Here is a 16,466-nt window from a genome sequence, read left to right as displayed (position 1 = left end):
GACGGGTTCCAAACAGCCTCTTTGTTGCCGGGTGTCGTCGATGAAAAGCGTAATACTATCCAGCGTCCTGCCCCTGGCAACCGTGATCACAGCTCTCGTCGGCATTGCCGGAGCGGCGTCCGCGGCGGAACCGGACAAGCAATTCTTCCAGTCGGCCGAGGGCAAATGGATCGGTCCCGGCGAAATCGTCGCCGGCAAGTACAAGGGCACCAAGTTCAACTGCAGCTTCACCGGCTCGACGCCGGACGGCAAGGTCGGCATGTCGCTCGACGGCGGCTGCCGGGTCGGCATGTTCACCCAGCCGATGTCGGCCAAGATCGAGCGCAAGGGCCGCGAGGGCTACAAGGGCAGCTTCATGGGTGGCGCGACCGGTTCCGGCCTCGATATCATCGGCGGCAACGTCGTCGATCCCCACAAGGTGGTCTTCACCATAAACCGCAACCAGTTGCGCGGCGTCATGCAGGCCCGCATCCCCGACGACAATTCGATGACGGTGACCATTGCCGTGCGCGTCGACGACCAGTTGGTGCCGGTGATCGGCATGAGCCTGAAGCGCGTCGACGCCGTCGAAGTCGGCTCCATCGCGCCGAACTGAACAATCCAAAGAAAAAGGCGGCAACCCAATGGTCGCCGCCTCGTTTGAACCGGTAGAATCAGGCGCTTAGCCCTTGATCTCGAATCAGGGCGTTAGCCCTTGATCGCGGCCGTCACTTCGTCATACGCCTTGCAGGCATCGGCCAACGTCGTGGCGCCCTGATACTTGGTTGTCACCGCCTGGACCTTCGCGGTCAGATCAGCCGCCTTGGACGGGTCCTTGGTGATCGCCTCCTGCAGCGCGGCAGCCATGTCCTGCGCTTTCTTGGTCGCGATCTCCGCCGTGCACTCAGGCGCCTTCGAGCAAGCCGAACCGGCAAGCACCGCCAGGCCGACGGCAACAAACAAAAACTTCTTCATGTCAGTCATCTCCTCAAAAAAGGTGCGACTTGATCGTCGATCACCCTCCAATGGCCGAAGCCGAGCGTCCTTAGCCTTCGATTGTGGCAAGATGCAACGTGTTCCCGGTGTCAACTTGTGTATCGCGCCTGCAACATCGCCAGCGATCCGGATTCGGGCTGTTCGATGCCCGCCGAAGCCCCTATCTTCGCCCCTTGGTCACATAAGCCCGAAATCGGAATCGGTCCTCAAACGAGCGGAATGGCGGCATGGCGGTAGCGGCATCGAGCAGCGATCTGGTTCAGGTGGTGGCGCTGCTTGCGGCCGGCGTCGTCGCCGTTCCGATCTTCAAGCGCATGGGCCTCGGCTCGATCCTCGGCTATCTGGCCGCCGGGGTAGTCATCGGCCCGTTTGGCCTCGGCGTCTTTTCCGAATCGGAAGCCATTCTTCATGTCGCCGAACTCGGCGTGGTGATGTTCCTGTTCATCATCGGACTGGAGATGCAGCCGTCGCGGCTGTGGGGCCTGCGCCGCGAGATCTTCGGCCTCGGCGCGCTGCAGGTCGGCGTCTGCGCGCTGCTGCTGACCGGTGTTGGCATGGCGGGAGGGTTTCCGATCGCGCAATCCTTCGTCGCCGGCGCCGGCTTCGTGCTCACCTCGACCGCGATCGTCATGCAACTTCTCGAGGAACGCGGCGAAATCGCCGCACCAAAAGGCCAGCGCATCGTATCGGTCCTGCTGCTTGAGGATTTGGCCATCGTGCCGTTGCTGGCCCTGATCGCGTTCCTGGCGCCCGGCGGAGCCGACACCAGCCTGTCGGAGCGGCTGACCGAGGTCGGCATCGGCCTCGCCGCGATCGTCGGCCTGGTGGTGGCTGGCCGGTATCTGCTCAATCCGTTCTTCCGCATCCTGGCGGATGCCCGTGCTCGCGAGGTGATGACGGCGGCAGCACTTCTGGTGGTTCTCGGATCCGCGCTCGCCATGCAGCTCAGCGGCCTGTCGATGGCGATGGGCGCATTCCTGGCCGGCGTGCTGCTGTCCGAATCGACCTTCCGCCATCAGCTCGAAGCCGACATAGAACCCTTCCGCGGCATCCTGCTCGGCCTGTTCTTCCTTGCCGTCGGCATGTCGCTCGACCTGCATGTGGTCGCCGCGAACTGGCGGCTGATCGCCATCTATGTCGTCGCCTACATGGTGATGAAGGCGTTCGGCATCTACATCGTCGCCCGTATCCTGAAAACCGGCCATCGCGAAGCTTTGGAGCGCGCGGTCTTCATGGCGCAAGGCGGCGAATTTGCCTTTGTCCTTTACTCCGCGGCCGCAGCGGTCGGCATCATCGACGGCAACGCCAACGCGACGCTGACGGCGATCGTCATCATCTCCATGGTGCTGACGCCGCTGGCGATCATCGCTTTGCGCTATCTGACGCCGCGCGACGAGCAATCGCTCGACGGGGTCGACGTCGCCGACGGACTGACCGGAAGCGTGCTGATCATCGGTTTCGGCCGTTTCGGCCAGATCGCCAGCCAGCCGCTGCTGCTGCGCGGCATCGACGTCTCGATCATCGACAATGATGTCGAAATGATCCAGGCGGCGGCGGATTTCGGCTTCAAGGTCTATTATGGCGACGGCACACGGCTCGATATCCTGCATGCGGCCGGCGCCGGCCGGGCGCGCGCCGTGCTGATCTGCGTCGACAAGGCTGACGTGGCCGTTCGCATCGCGGAGCTCGTCAAGGCTGAGTTTCCCTTGCTCACCGTGCTGGCACGCGCTTTCGATCGTGGTACCGCGCTGCAGCTCATTCGCGCCGGCGTTGATTACCAACTGCGTGAAACCTTCGAATCCGCACTTGTTTTCGGCGGCTCGGCCCTGGAATCGCTGGGTGTCGATCCGGAAGACGTGGCTGAAACGATCGAAGACGTCAGACGCCGCGACACCAACCGCTTCGAAACCCAGCTCGCCGAAGGCATTCGCGCCGGACAGCGCTTCCTGAGAGGCAATATCGGCACGCCGATTCCCACACCGCTGTCCACGCCGCGCCGCCCTGGCCAGGCGCTCAACGAAGAGACCGCCGGGGTGCTACACAAATCCGAACCCGCCGATTGAGCAAGGAATCAGGGATGGAATTGGACAGCAGTGCCCTGTCGGTCACCAAATTCTGGCGCGATGCCGGCGAGGACGCGTGGTTCGAGAAGAATGAGGCATTCGATGCCGACTTCCGCAATCGCTTTCTCGATCTGCACTACGCCGCCGCGCGGCGTGAATGCGACGGCTGGCTGGAGCATGCCGAAGGCTCGCTGGCGCTGATGATCCTGCTCGACCAGTTTCCGCGGAACTGCTTTCGCGGAACCGGCCACATGTACGCGACCGACCCGCTCGCCAGATATTTTGCCGCAAAGGCGATCGCGGCCGGCCATGATCTGGCGCTCGAGCAAGAAATCCGCGTCTTCCTCTATCTGCCGTACGAGCATTCGGAACTGCTCGCCGACCAGCACATATCGGTCGATCTGACCCAGACCAGGGCCGAACCCTACCTGAAGTATGCTGTCGAACATCGTGATATCATTCAGAATTTCGGTCGTTTTCCGCACCGAAACAAAATGCTTGGCCGCGAAACCACGCCGCAGGAGCAAACGTTCCTGGACGGCGGCGGATTCTCGGGCTGAAAGTTCGGCTGCCGCCTCATCCAGACGTCAGGCCAGCCACCAGTCCCGGCCGGACGACAAGCGCTCGATGCCGGACGTGTCGACGGCGACCAGCCGGTCCGTGATGCTGCGATCACCGACAACCAGGCCGGGCGCGATCTCGGCCAGCGGCGCCAGCACGAAGGCACGCTCCAGCATGCGCGGATGCGGCACCTCCAGCCCGGTCTCGTGGATAACGCGGTCGCCGAACACCAGAATGTCGATATCGATCAGCCGCGGCCCCCAGCGCTCCTCGCGCACCCGCTTCAGCTTGCGCTCGGCGTCGAGGCAGAGGTCGAGCAAGGCGCGCGGTGCAAGCCCAGTGGAAATTTCGGCGGCGGCATTGAGAAAGTCCGGCTGATCGAGCTTGCCCCAGGGCGGCGTGCGATAGAGCGAGGACACGCCGGTGACACGCGTGTCCGCGTCGGCATCCAGCATGCGCAGCGCCGCGCCCATTGATTTCGCCGGGTCGCCAAGATTGCCGCCAAGGCTGAGATAGACCGTGCTATTCGGGCCAGACAACGGTCACCTCGACGTAATCGAGCACGCCGGGCACCGGGGCATTGGGCTTGCGCACCGTGATCTCGGCTTTCTTAATCTGCGGAAAACGCGCCGTCAGCGCACGGGCCACTTCGAGCGCTAGGGACTCGATCAGGAAACGGCGCTGCCCGGTGATGATCTTTTCGATCACCGTGAAGGCAATGCCGTAGTTGACGGTGTCCTCGATGGAATCCTCGACAAGCGCCCGGCCGGGATCAACGGTGAGAGCGGCATCGACATAGAAGCGCTGGCCGAGCCGTTCCTCCTCGTCCAGCACGCCATGCCGGGCAAAGAAAGCGCAGTTCTTCATGCGGATGACATACATCGCTCAGTTTCTCGCCCGGTCGGTTTGACGCGCCAGCATAGCATCTGCGAGCGCCAATGCGTCCACGTTGAATGCGACATCGTGGACGCGAAACAGATCGGCGCCCTTGAGCCGCAAGATGACGCTGGTCGCCGCTGTTCCGACACCTCTGTCAGCCGCATCGCGGCCTGTGACCGTGCCGATGAAGCGTTTTCGCGACGTACCGGCCATCAGCGGCAAGCCGAGCGTATGCAGCTCCGAAAAGCGAGCCATCAGGTCGAGATTTTCCTCCGCCGTCTCCTTGGCGAAGCCGAACCCGGGATCGAGCACGATATGATCATCGGCAACGCCGTTCTGGCGGGCGATTTCGAGCGATTTACGCAGGAACGTCAGCTGATCGGCAATCACGTCCGGCAGCTTCTGGCGATCTCGCCCGGTATGCATGATGACAAGCCCGGCGCCGGTATCGGCGGCGATACGCGCAATGCCGGGTTCGCGCTGCAAACCCCAGACATCATTGACGATATGCGCACCGGCAGCTACCGCAAGCCGCGCCGTCTCGGCACGATAGGTGTCGACCGAAATCAGCACCTCGCTCACGCCCGCCAGCGCTTCGATCACCGGCAGGATGCGGGCCTGTTCCTGGCTGGCCGATACCGCGGCAGCACCTGGGCGGGTCGATTCCCCGCCGACATCGACGACCAGCGCCCCTTCCCCGATCATGCGCCGTGCCTGGACCAGCGCTTTTTCAGGGGCGTCGAACAAACCGCCGTCGGAAAAGCTGTCGGGCGTGACATTGAGGATGCCGACGACCACGGCCTTGCCACCAAGGTCGAGATGGCGTCCATGCGCCAACTGCCATCGCCTAGCCGTCATTGCTCATCAACCATGGAGTTCATCAACCATGTGTGATCCCTGGCGGATCAATTCCGTTGCGTCGGCAACGGCCGTAAAGCAAGGTGGTCGAAGAGGCAACATGATGAAGCGATCCATGCTTGGCATGAAACAATCCTTGGCTTGCGCGCTGCTGCTCGCCGTGACCCCGCTCCCGGCGGGTGCGGCCAATCTCGTCAAGACGTACAGCTATTTCGCCATTGGCGGCAGCACGCTCGAGGACATCGAGGCACAGCTTTCCAAACGCGGGCCGGAGGTGAAAAGCACGGGCATGCGGCACCCCGGCGCCACCCAGATGGCCTTCACCACCCGCATCAGCTATGCGCAGACATCGAGCTCCTGCCGGATCGCCGACGCTGTGGTGACCGTCAAGGTGAAGGTGATCCTTCCCGAGTGGCGCCGCCCGCGCAAGGCCGATGCCGATGTCAGGCTGTTCTGGGATACGCTGTCCGCCGACATCAAGCGCCACGAGGAGCGCCATGTGGAGATCGCCAAGAACCATGGCCGCGAACTCGAAGAGGCCCTGAAAGCCACCTACCCGCAAAAGAACTGCGATGCCGCCAAGGCCAAGGCCGCCGCAATCACCGCGGCTGTCCTGGCCAGCCACGACCGGGCCCAGCTCCAGTTCGACCGTGTCGAAAGCGTCAATTTCGAAAGCCGCATCCTGAGGCTTCTGCGCTACCGGATGGAGCGCATCGGGAACGGCCAGCTGCCGCCGGCCTGAATCCTGCCGAGGCGTTGAATGGCGGCGCAGGCCAATTGCGCTGAAGCTTAGTGCCAGCTTCGAAAAATTTTCGAGCACCGGTCGAAATCGGCCTATACGGGACGACATATGTCGGGTTCGCCAGGGCGACCTTCGAAAGATCAATGCGGCTAACGCGGTCAACACGCTGGAACGGCCGGATGGCGCCGGCCAGCCGCAAGCATACGGATGAATGGACATGGACCAGGCTGTCGATAGTCAGACGGTGGTGAAGGCCGACGCGCCTCTCAGCGAAAGCGAAAAGAACGCCATCATCGGTGGCGTGCTCCTGTCGATGCTTCTGGCCGCTCTTGACCAGACCATCGTCGCGCCGGCGATGCCGACCATGGCGCGCCTGCTCGGCCATGCCGAATATCTGCCGTGGATCGTGACCGGTTACCTATTGACCGCCACCGCGATGGCGCCGCTCTATGGCAAGATATCGGACGTTTATGGCCGCCGGCCAACGATTTACGCGGCAATCCTCATCTTCCTTGCCGGATCCCTGGTCAGCGCCATGGCGCCTAACATGCTGGTCCTGATCGTCGGCCGTGCGATCCAGGGCGCCGGTGGCGGCGGCCTGTTTGCGCTGGCGCAGACCGTGATCGGTGACCTCGTGCCGCCGCGCGAGCGCGCGCGCTACTCGGCCTGGATTGCGGGAACCTGGGCGGTCGCCAGCATCGCAGGCCCGCTTTTGGGCGGCACCTTCGCCGAGCATCTGCACTGGTCACTGATCTTCTGGATCAACATCCCGCTTGGTCTCGTCGCCATGGCCATCATCAACAAGCCATTGAGAAAGCTGCCGATCGCGGCAAAACACCATCGCATCGATGGCCTCGGCGCGCTGCTGCTTGTCGCGGCCACCGCCTTGCTGTTGCTGGCGTTGAACTGGGGTGGCAGCGAATATCCGTGGCTGTCACGCGAGATCTTCGGGCTGCTCGCCTGTTCGGCGGTCATCTGGAGCGCCTTTGCGTTGCGGCTGCTGCGCGCGGCCGAACCGCTGATCTCGCTCGAAGTGCTTGGCAACCCCATCGTCCTTGCCGGCACGTTGTCGTTGTTCCTGCTGCAGGCCGCCAATATCGGGCTCGCGGTCTACCTGCCGGTCTACTTGCAGTCCATCCTCGGGCTTTCGGCCAGTGAATCGGGAACCGCCATGCTTGGGCTCATGCTCGGCACCGTTGCGGGCGCGACATTCAGCGGCCGCACGATTGCCCGGGTCGTTCACTACAAGCGGATCGCGATGGCAGGGGTGACCTTCGCCATCCTGTGCCTCGGCATACTCAGCCTGGTGGCGGGGCATGCTTCGCTGCTGATCGTCGAGATCCTGACGACCTGCATCGGCTTGGGCAGCGGCACGACATTTCCGGTCGCCACCGTGTCGGTTCAGAATGCCGTCGACCAGGCCCATCTCGGTGTCGCCACCGGCGTACTGACCTTCCTTCGCTCTTTGGGCAGCGCGCTTGGCGTCGCCATCCTTGGTGCGGTCGCGCTCGGCTACGGCCTGCCGCTTGCTGGAGAAGGCACCCAGGCGGCCAGCACCGCCGTCGAGGCCCTGGCGTTCGTGATGATCTTCTTCACCGCGGCAGCGATGCTGGTCATGGCGCTCGTCGCGCTGGTGCTGATGCCGGAAAAGCCGCTGCGCGGCCATCCCGAGGCTCCGGTGCTGGCTGACTGACAAAAGACGTGAAGCGCGTCGGCTGCATTTGATTCAAAGCGACGCGTTTCAGGAAGCTTCCACCACGCCGAGCTTCTTCTGCAGGCTGGTCGAGGAGGTCGTATACTGGAAGACAATACGCTCGCCGGGGCTGATGACGCGCTTGGCGGCCTGCGCCATCAGCGCCACCTCGTGGAAGCCCGATAGGATCAGCTTCAGCTTGCCCGGATACCAGTTGATGTCGCCAACCGCGAAAATGCCTGGCACCGATGTCTGGAACTTCTCGGTATCGACCGGAATGAGGTTCTCGTGAAGATTGAGGCCCCATTCTGCGATCGGGCCGAGCTTCATGGTCAGGCCGAAGAACGGCAGCATGCGCGTGCAAGGCACCTCGACATCGCCGTCCGGCCCCTTGATGGTGGCCGATGACAGCTGGCCGTCGGCGCCGGTCAATCCGGTCACTTGCCCAACTTGGAAATGCAGCTGCTTCATCTCCTGCATGGCATACATCTTGTTGACGCTGTCGGGCGCCGCGCGGAATTCGGGCCGCCGGTGAACCAGCGTCACGCTCCTTGCCACCGGCTGCAGGTTGAGCGTCCAGTCGAGCGCCGAGTCGCCGCCGCCGACAATGACAAGGTCGTGGCCGCGAAAATCCTCCATCCGGCGCACCGAATAGAAGACACTCTTGCCTTCATAGGGCTCGATGCCCGGGATCGGCGGACGCTTGGGCTGGAAGGAGCCGCCGCCGGCGGCAATCACCACCACCTTGGCCTCGAACACCTCATTCTCGTCGGTGGTGACGCGAAAACAGCCGTCCTCCAGCTTTTCCAGGCTGGAAACCATGCGGTTGTAGGTGAAATCGGGTTTGAACGGCGCGATCTGCTCGAGCAGTTTGTCGACCAACCCCTGCGCCGAGATCGAAGGCCAGCCTGGAATGTCGTAGATCGGCTTTTCCGGATAGAGTTCCGCGCATTGGCCGCCTGGCCGGTCGAGAATGTCGATCAGGTGGCACTTCATGTCGAACAGGCCGAGTTCGAACACGGCGAAGAGGCCGACAGGCCCTGCCCCGACAATAAGCACGTCTGTCTTGGTGATGTCGGTCATGCGATGCGCCTCGCTGTGTGTTGTCGAGACACTGCATGAGCAATCCGCCGCTGCCAAGCAGCAGCCGGCAAAAAACCGGTGTCTCAGCCCTGGCGGGCGGGCACCCGCACGACCAGACCGTCGAGCGCGTCGCGCACCTTGATCTGGCACGACAGCCGTGAGTTCGGCTGGACGTCGTAGGCGAAGTCCAGCATGTCCTCTTCCATCGCTTCCGGCTCGCCGACTTCAGCCGTCCATGCTTCGTCGACATAGACGTGACAGGTGGCGCAGGCGCAGGCGCCGCCGCATTCCGCCTCGATCCCGGGAACGGCGTTGCGGATCGCGTTCTCCATGACCGTCGAGCCGTTCTCGGCGTCCATGTCGAAATGTGTGCCGTCATGGGCGATGAAAGTCAGCTTGGTCATTTGTCACCTGAAAGGAGTCTCAGCCGAGATAATCACTCCGGCGAGCAAGTCAACTGCCGCGCGAAAGCGTCGCTCCGTGACGTTTTTCCGCAAACCGGGTTTGGCGTGGGATTCAGCGATTGATGGCGGCGATGAAATCGCGCACTTCGTCGATCAGCGTGCCGAGCCGTCTGAGCGTCTGGTTGTCTTCCGGCTGGTGCTCGATCTCGGTGGCGCAATCGGCGATGGCAAAGGCACCGACACCCCGTGCCGAACCCTTCAGCCCATGCGCCAGCAGAAGCCGGTCCTTGATGTCGGCATCGAGTATTTTGTCGCGCACCGACAGCGCCTGTTGTACAAACAGCGCCAGCACCTCTTGCTCGAGGCTGCGGTCGCCCATCGTCTGGCGGGCAAGGTGTGCCAAATCGACCGGCCGTGACCGCCTTGGTCCGGATACGTCGCCCCCGGGCATTGAGAAGGCAATGCCGCTTTCGCCACGCATGAACTCGAACTCCGTTTCTTCGAACGCCCAAAAACCTAGGCGAATCCAATGGACAACGGGTTAATGAATGGCCCGGAAAAATGTTGCCAAAACGGCGCCCAAATCACGGTTGCGTTAACCTTATATTTAAAGTTTTACGTATCTCGCGGAATGCATGTTTTCTTTACCCCCCTGTGTCATTACGATACGAGGGGTCCATTTTCAGCCTCCTGCGCGTGGTACGACAAACAGAATTATAAGCCCGCGGCAGCTAGTACAGGGTAGCGAAGGCATGGCAAAGAAACCAACGACGACGAGAACTCTCGACAGCGAAGTGGCCAGGGAACTGGAAAAGGCGCTCGATCTCGACCTCAGCAATGATGTCGGCAGCGGCGACCTCGACATCGCGGCATCGATGGAGGATCTGGAAGCGCAGATATCCCAGGCCGCCGACGAGCTGGCGCGCGAGGGACGCAATCAGAAACCAGAGTCCGTGGTCAATCAGAGCCAAGCCCAGAACCAGGCCGCAAAACCCGCGCCAAAGGCCAAGCCTGCCGAGTTGCGCCCCGTGGAAACACGCAATGGCGCCCAGCCCGCGGGTTTCGCGCCGGCCAATGACGATCGCCAGAAGGACTACAAGACGCTCCTGCACAGCCTCAACAGGCGTGCCTCGAACACCATTTACTGGGTCGTTGCCTTCGTTTCGCTCGCCTGGTTCGCCGGCGCCGGTGGCTTGGCCAACCTCCTTTTCGGACCGAGCATCTGGAGAATCCGCACGCTCGACCAGTTCCTTGCCCGTCCGGAGCTGATCGGCCTGGCGGTCGCGGCGATCGTGCCCGTCATCCTGTTCTGGGCCTTCGCGGCAATGATTCGCCGGGCCCAGGAAATGCGCATCGCCGCCCAGTCGATGACCGAAGTGGCTTTCCGCCTGACCGAGCCGGAAAACCTTGCCCAGGATCGCGTCATGATGATCGGCCAAGCCGTTCGTCGCGAGGTTGCAGCCATGGGCGAAGGCATCGAACGCACGCTTGCCCGCGCCGTCGAGTTGGAAACTCTGGTCCACAGCGAAGTCAACCAGATCGAACGCTCCTATTCCGAGAATGAATCCCGCATCCGTTCGCTGGTCGATGGGCTTGGCAGCGAGCGCGAAGCCGTCGTCACGCATGCCGAACGCGTCCGCGCCTCGATCACCGGCGCGCATGAGACGCTGAAGGACGAGATCGGCGCCGCCTCCGACATCATCCGCGACTCGATCCTCAATGCGTCGACCAAATTGTCGATGACGATCACCAATTCCGGTGACACGCTGATCGACCGAATCAACGAAAGCTCGATGTCGATCTTCGATTCGGTGGAAGGCCGGCTCGATTCGATCACCGACCGTCTGTCGACCTCGGGCGAGGCCTTCGCCAGCCTGCTCGACACCCGCATTGCCAAGCTGACGGACACCACGGACGGCCTGACACGGTCGTTGACCGATCTGCTCGACGATCGCACCACCGGCATGGTGTCGCTGCTTGGCGGCGCCGCGCGGACGCTGAATTCCGAATTCGAGGCCAGCCTCAACGGCATCGAGCGGACGCTCGCCGAACGCGGCCAGGCGCTGATCAGCGAATTCCAGACCCGCGCCGAGGCGCTGGACACCGGAACGCAGAAGCTCAATGCGGCACTCGAGGCCCGCGCCCGCCAGATCAACGAGACGCTGGTCGAGCGCGCCCGCGAAATCGCCCACACCTTTGCCGAGAGCAAGGACACGCTGTCGGCGATGATCGATCAGGGCAAGACCCAGATCGGCGCCGACATGGCCGACATCGTCACCTCGACCTCCTCCATGCTCGAAGCCCGCGCCAGCGACTTCGCCGGACGCATGGAAGCCGCCCGTCACGTCGTATCGCGTTCGTTCGACAGCGACATCCAGCGGCTCGCCGACGCCCGCGTCGGCATCGAGGAAGCTGTCGAGAACCACAGCAGAAAACTGTCCGAAAGCCGCGAGCGCATGGCTGAGGCCATGCAGGCCGATCTGGCGAAGTTCGCCGAGGGCCGCGCCGGCATCGATGCGGCGGTGACCAACCAGGTGCAGAAGCTGGCCGAAGGCCGCAGCCTGATCTCGCGCGCCCTCGAAGAAGACCTGCGCAAGGTCAATGAATCGCGGGCTGCCATCGATGCATCGCTCGGCAGCCATCTCGAAAGGCTGGAAGAAGGCCGCAACAGGCTCTCCACGGCCCTGAATGAAGACTCCGGGAAACTGGTGCAAGCTCGTACGATCATTGATGAAATGGTCGCCGGGCATGTCGGAAAGCTCGCCGAGGGCCGCAACATTCTGTCGCGCGCCCTGGAAGCCGATCTCGGCAAACTGTCCGACAGCCGCGCCGGCATCGACGGTCTGGTCGCCGGTCAGGTCGAGAAGATCGCCGAGGGCCGCGCCGTGCTCGCCAAGGCGTTGGAAAACGATATCATCGGCATCAAGAGCCTCATCGAAACCCATTCCGCCAAACTGGCGGAGGACCGCACGCAGCTTTCCCATTCGCTCGACAACGATCTGTCCGGCATACGCGGCCTGATCGAAGGCCATTCGGGACGGCTGGCCGAGGACCGCAGCCTGCTGTCGCAGACCCTTGAAGCCGACCTTGCCAAGCTCGCCGAAAGCCGTTCCAGCATCGACGGTCTGGTCGCCGGTCAGGTCGAGAAACTGGCCGAGGGCCGCGACATTCTCAAGCGCGCGCTGGAATCCGACCTGAACACGATCAAGGGCGTTATATCAAGCCAGTCGGACAAGCTGGCCGAGGATCGCGGGCAGCTTTCGCGGGTCTTGGAAACCGACCTGCAGAACGTGAACAGCGTCATCGCCGATCACATGAACAAGCTGGTTCAGGATCGCTCCGCCCTGTCCAAGGCCCTTGAGGATGACCTCGCCAAGCTCGCCGACAGCCGCTCCAGCATCGACGGGCTGGTCGCCGGTCAGGTCGAGAAGCTGTCCGAGGGCCGAGATATCCTGCGGCGCGCTCTGGAAGCCGACCTCAACGCGATCAAGGGCACCATTGCCGACCAGTCGCAGAAACTGGTCGATGACCGGGCACAGTTCGCCCGGGCGCTCGAGGCTGATCTCGAAAGCGTCAACGGCCTGGTCAACAGCCATTCCGAACGGCTCGTCCAGGATCGTTCAACGCTGTCGAAAGCGCTCGAGGCCGACCTCGAAAACGTCAACGGTCTGATCAACAGCCATTCCGAACGGCTCGCACAGGATCGTTCGACCCTGTCGAGGTCACTTGAGGCCGACCTCGAAAACGTCGGCGGCCTTGTCAACAGCCACGCGGAAAGGCTTGTCCAGGAACGTTCGACCCTGTCGAAGGCGCTCGAGGACGATCTCGCCAAGCTGGCCGAAAGCCGCTCCAGCATCGACGGCCTGGTCGCCGGCCAGGTTGAGAAACTCGCCGAAGGCCGCGACGTTCTCAAGCGCGCGCTGGAAGCCGATCTGGCCAAGTTGGCCGAAAGCCGCTCCAGCATCGACGGTTTGGTCGCTGGTCAGGTGGAGAAACTGGCCGAGGGCCGCGACATTCTCAAACGCGCCCTCGAAGCTGACCTGCAGAAGCTGACCGAAAGCCGCAGCGATATCGACGACGTCATTGCCGGACATGTCGGCAAGCTGTCCGAAGGTCGCAATATGCTGACCCGCGCGCTGGAAGACGATCTCGGCAAGCTCGCCGAGTCCCGCAGGGACGTCGACCGCTCGCTGTCGGGCCATATCGATCAGATCGCCGCCAGGAGCACCGATATCTCCGCGGCAATCGCCGGGGATGTCGAAAAGATCGAGCAGGCCTTCAGCCGTCAGACCGGCATCATCGAGGAGCGCGCCGGCACCATGGAGCGTGCGCTTTCGACAGGTGTCGACAATGTCCGCGCCGTGCTCGAGAAGAGCGCAGTGTTTGTCGCCGGCGCCCTGCGCGAAAAGGTGCTGGAAGTCACCAGCACGCTGCATGAGCAGGCCGGTGCGGCGTTCAGTGACGCCGACCGCAAGATCGCCGAGCGCGCCGAGCAGACCTCTGCCGCCCTGCTGGCGCGGGCCGAGGACATCGCCCGCACCTTCGAGGACGCCGATCGTCGCCTGCACGCCCGTGCGGAAGATACGTCGAACGCCTTGCTTGCCCGCGCAGACGACACGTCCAGCTCGCTGCTGGCCCGTGCCCATGAAACCGCCGATCAGCTGGCTGCTCGCGCAAGTCAGATCGCCGGCACCTTTGAAGCGGCGGACCAGAAGCTCGCCGCCCGCGCCCAGGAAACCGCCGATCAGCTGACCGCCCGGGCTCAGGACACCGCCGACCATCTGGCAGCTCGTGCAAGCGAGATTGCCGGCACGTTCGATGCCGCCGACCAGAAGCTGGTCGCCCGCGCCATCGAGACGGCCCAGTCGCTGGCCGCGCGCGCCGGCGACATCCTGCGCAACTTTGAAGGCGCCGACCAGCGGCTCGGCATGCGCATCGGCGAATCGGCCGAAGCGCTTGCCGCGCGTGCATCGGACCTCGGTCGCATCTTCGATGCCGCCGACCAGCATTTGGTCTCGCGCATCGCAGAAGGTTCGGAAGCGCTGTCGAGCCGTGCCTCGGAAATCGGCCGCATCTTCGACGACGCGGATCAGCGTCTGGTGTCGCGCATCGCCAACAGCACCACCACGATCGGCGAGCATGCCGAGACCATCGTCGGCGCCTTCGCCGATACCGAGCAAAGGGTCGCCGAACGTGCCAGGCGGACCGGCCAGGAAATGGCCGTGCATGCCCGCGAAATCGAGCAGGCGCTTGCCGGCGCCGACGAGCGGCTCGCATCGAGCGCGGCAGCCGCCGCCGCCCGTGTCGAAGAGCAGATCTCAGGCGTCGAGAACCGCCTCGCCTTCACGGCCGAGACGATGGGCCAGAAGCTCAACGAGCAGGTGTCGAATGCCGAGGCGCAACTCGTCTCGCGCGCCAATGTCATCGCGGAGACCTTCACCGCGGTTGGCCAGCATATCGGCCAGAGCACCAACGATGCCGCCAAGACGATCGGCGCCAACACCCGTGAACTCAACACCATGCTCGCGGCACGTTCGGCCGAAATGTCGAAGATCCTCGACGAAACCGCACGGCCTTTGGTCGAGCGCTTCGCCCAGGGCGGTTCGGAACTGCAAAAGAGCATGGAAGAGGTCACCGAACGCGCCACCGAGAAGCTGCGCAGCGAGAATGCCGCACTTGTCGACGCTCTCGCCAGCCGCACCGCCGAAACCTTGTCGGCGGTCGAAGGCGCTCGCTCGTCGCTGTCCGACAGCGTCGCTGATCTCATCGGCCGCATGACCAAGTCCAGCTCGCAGCTCGGTCAGCTGATCGAGCAGGCCGCGGTCAATCTCGGCCAGGTCGATGAGCGCCTGAGCGGCAGCACGCAAAGCTTCGCCGCCACCACCGAGAAGGCTGCGCAGACCTTTGCCAGCTCGGCACGTCTGGTCGATTCGAACACGACAAGGCTGACGGAACTGTCGTCGTCCACCTTGCGCGAGGTCGCGTCGATCGCCACCAAGTTCGACGAGCACAGCCGCCTGCTGTCCAGCGCTTCGGACCTGTTGAGCTCTGCCCAGAGCAACCTCGAGCACACGCTCGAAAGGCAGTCGTCGCTCGAAGACCTCGCCGTCGGCCTGGTCAAGAAGTCGGAGGATCTCGAAAGGGTCATGCGTTCGTTCGAAAATCTCGTCGGCCAGACGCTGCAGAACGCCGAAGGCAAGACGATGGAGTCGGCCGACAAGATCCGCATCGCCATCACCGACGTCGTAGATTCGGCCACCAAGCGCTTCGCCGATGCGACCGAGGAGATGCGGCGCACCGCGGGCTCGATCAAGAGCGAGCTCGACCTGACCCGCGCCGAGCTCAAGAAGGGCGTCATCGAGATGCCGGAAGAGGCAAAGGAATCGACCTCGGCCATCCGCCGCGCCGTTTCCGAGCAGATCAACGCCCTGAAGGAGCTTTCTGACATCGTTGCGAAGTCCGGCCGCGGCGGCGATGGGTCCGAGCCACGCAATCTGCGTCCCGCGCCGCAAGCGCCGGCCCCACGCGCCGCCGAGCCGCCGCGTCGCGCACCGGCTCCGCAGCCGGAGCTGCGCACGCCTCAGGCGCCCTTGGGCGGCCCTGCATTGCGCGGCACGCTCGATCTTGAGCGTCCGGCCGAGACGGCACCGCGCCAGCGTCCAGACACCAACGCCCGCACGCCTCAGGGCGGCTGGGTGCGCGATCTGCTCACTGCGGCGTCGAATGACGAGGACCTGAGGTCGGTAACACCGTCGGCACCTGCGGAAGCACCGCGCGCGGCTCCTGCCCAGCGCTCGCCCCTGCATGTCGTGGAATCGCTAAACTCGCTCTCCGTCGATATCGCACGAGCCATCGACCACGATGCTTCGATCGAGTTGTGGAACCGCTACCGGCGCGGCGAGCGTGACGTGTTCACAAGGCGGCTCTACACGCTGAAGGGCCAACAGACGTTCGACGAGATCCGTCGCAAGTATCAGGCGGAGGCCGAGTTCCGCGCCGCCGTCGACCGCTACTGCGACGATTTCGAGAAGCTGCTCAAGGATGTCTCGCGCAATGACCGCGACAACATCATGGCGCAGACCTACCTGACCTCGGATACCGGCAAGGTCTACACCATGCTGGCCCACGCCAGCGGCCGTCTGCATTGATCAGCCGATAGGGCAACAAACGAAAGGCGGGAAATTTCCCGCCTTTTTTATTTCGACCGA

The 16,466-nt window shown here is 63.4% G+C and carries 13 protein-coding genes; 6 read left to right on the top strand and 7 right to left on the bottom strand.

Going from position 1 to position 16,466, the window contains the following annotated elements:
* The first annotated feature begins 40 nt into the window (after nucleotides 1-40).
* The gene (locus tag EJ076_RS19665; RefSeq protein ID WP_126068990.1) at nucleotides 41-595 is read left to right on the top strand and encodes a hypothetical protein; all 555 of its coding nucleotides are present in this window, start codon (nucleotides 41-43) and stop codon (nucleotides 593-595) included.
* A gap of 92 nt (nucleotides 596-687) precedes the next feature.
* Here the strand turns inward: EJ076_RS19665 and EJ076_RS19660 are convergent, their stop codons facing one another.
* Nucleotides 688-954 carry a hypothetical protein gene (locus tag EJ076_RS19660; RefSeq protein WP_056582264.1) on the bottom strand — a complete coding sequence of 89 codons (267 nt, stop codon included), beginning with the start codon at nucleotides 952-954 and terminating at the stop codon, nucleotides 688-690.
* 248 nt (nucleotides 955-1,202) lie between these two features.
* On the opposite strand from EJ076_RS19660, the gene EJ076_RS19655 reads away from it, so the two are divergent.
* Together EJ076_RS19655 and EJ076_RS19650 are read left to right on the top strand one after the other, a co-directional pair.
* A complete protein-coding gene (locus tag EJ076_RS19655; RefSeq protein ID WP_109669260.1) occupies nucleotides 1,203-3,038 on the top strand; it encodes a monovalent cation:proton antiporter-2 (CPA2) family protein in 1,836 nt (611 codons plus the stop codon).
* A gap of 14 nt (nucleotides 3,039-3,052) precedes the next feature.
* Nucleotides 3,053-3,598, top strand: a complete 546-nt coding sequence (locus tag EJ076_RS19650) for a DUF924 family protein (protein ID WP_126068989.1) — start codon at nucleotides 3,053-3,055, stop codon at nucleotides 3,596-3,598.
* Nucleotides 3,599-3,625: 27 nt separating this feature from the next.
* Here EJ076_RS19650 and folK read toward each other — a convergent pair whose 3' ends face one another.
* Genes folK through folP form a run of 3 tightly spaced genes read right to left on the bottom strand, consistent with a single transcriptional unit; the run spans nucleotide 3,626 to nucleotide 5,336 of the window.
* On the bottom strand, nucleotides 3,626-4,138 hold the full coding sequence (folK, locus tag EJ076_RS19645; RefSeq protein ID WP_109669265.1) for a 2-amino-4-hydroxy-6-hydroxymethyldihydropteridine diphosphokinase: 513 nt from the start codon (nucleotides 4,136-4,138) through the stop codon (nucleotides 3,626-3,628).
* The gene (gene folB / locus EJ076_RS19640) at nucleotides 4,122-4,481 is read right to left on the bottom strand and encodes a dihydroneopterin aldolase (protein ID WP_056582260.1); all 360 of its coding nucleotides are present in this window, start codon (nucleotides 4,479-4,481) and stop codon (nucleotides 4,122-4,124) included. Before folB ends, folK begins: the two co-directional genes overlap by 17 nt.
* 3 nt (nucleotides 4,482-4,484) lie before the next feature.
* On the bottom strand, nucleotides 4,485-5,336 hold the full coding sequence (folP, locus tag EJ076_RS19635) for a dihydropteroate synthase (RefSeq protein WP_126068988.1): 852 nt from the start codon (nucleotides 5,334-5,336) through the stop codon (nucleotides 4,485-4,487).
* A 124-nt stretch (nucleotides 5,337-5,460) separates the two neighbouring features.
* Here folP and EJ076_RS19630 point away from each other — a divergent pair, with 124 nt between their 5' ends.
* Both EJ076_RS19630 and EJ076_RS19625 read left to right on the top strand, forming a co-directional pair.
* Nucleotides 5,461-6,078, top strand: a complete 618-nt coding sequence (locus EJ076_RS19630) for a DUF922 domain-containing protein (RefSeq protein ID WP_164548866.1) — start codon at nucleotides 5,461-5,463, stop codon at nucleotides 6,076-6,078.
* Nucleotides 6,079-6,295: 217 nt separating this feature from the next.
* Nucleotides 6,296-7,771, top strand: coding sequence for an MDR family MFS transporter (locus EJ076_RS19625; protein WP_126068987.1), 1,476 nt, complete (start codon nucleotides 6,296-6,298; stop codon nucleotides 7,769-7,771).
* 48 nt (nucleotides 7,772-7,819) lie between these two features.
* Here the strand turns inward: EJ076_RS19625 and EJ076_RS19620 are convergent, their stop codons facing one another.
* The 3 genes from EJ076_RS19620 to EJ076_RS19610 form a co-directional block, all read right to left on the bottom strand.
* On the bottom strand, nucleotides 7,820-8,854 hold the full coding sequence (locus EJ076_RS19620; protein WP_126068986.1) for an NAD(P)/FAD-dependent oxidoreductase: 1,035 nt from the start codon (nucleotides 8,852-8,854) through the stop codon (nucleotides 7,820-7,822).
* 83 nt (nucleotides 8,855-8,937) lie between these two features.
* Nucleotides 8,938-9,258 (bottom strand): 2Fe-2S iron-sulfur cluster-binding protein, encoded by a 321-nt coding sequence (locus EJ076_RS19615; protein ID WP_013531878.1) that lies wholly within the window; start codon nucleotides 9,256-9,258, stop codon nucleotides 8,938-8,940.
* 112 nt (nucleotides 9,259-9,370) lie between these two features.
* A complete protein-coding gene (locus EJ076_RS19610) occupies nucleotides 9,371-9,739 on the bottom strand; it encodes an Hpt domain-containing protein (protein ID WP_109669276.1) in 369 nt (122 codons plus the stop codon).
* A 271-nt stretch (nucleotides 9,740-10,010) separates the two neighbouring features.
* On the opposite strand from EJ076_RS19610, the gene EJ076_RS19605 reads away from it, so the two are divergent.
* Nucleotides 10,011-16,406 carry a kinesin gene (locus EJ076_RS19605; protein WP_126068985.1) on the top strand — a complete coding sequence of 2,132 codons (6,396 nt, stop codon included), beginning with the start codon at nucleotides 10,011-10,013 and terminating at the stop codon, nucleotides 16,404-16,406.
* Nucleotides 16,407-16,466: the final 60 nt, after the last annotated feature.

Origin of the sequence: Mesorhizobium sp. M7D.F.Ca.US.005.01.1.1 (assembly GCF_003952545.1) — a bacterium.
GTDB classification, from domain to species: domain Bacteria; phylum Pseudomonadota; class Alphaproteobacteria; order Rhizobiales; family Rhizobiaceae; genus Mesorhizobium; species Mesorhizobium loti.
This window is presented reverse-complemented; position numbering and strand designations above follow the sequence as displayed.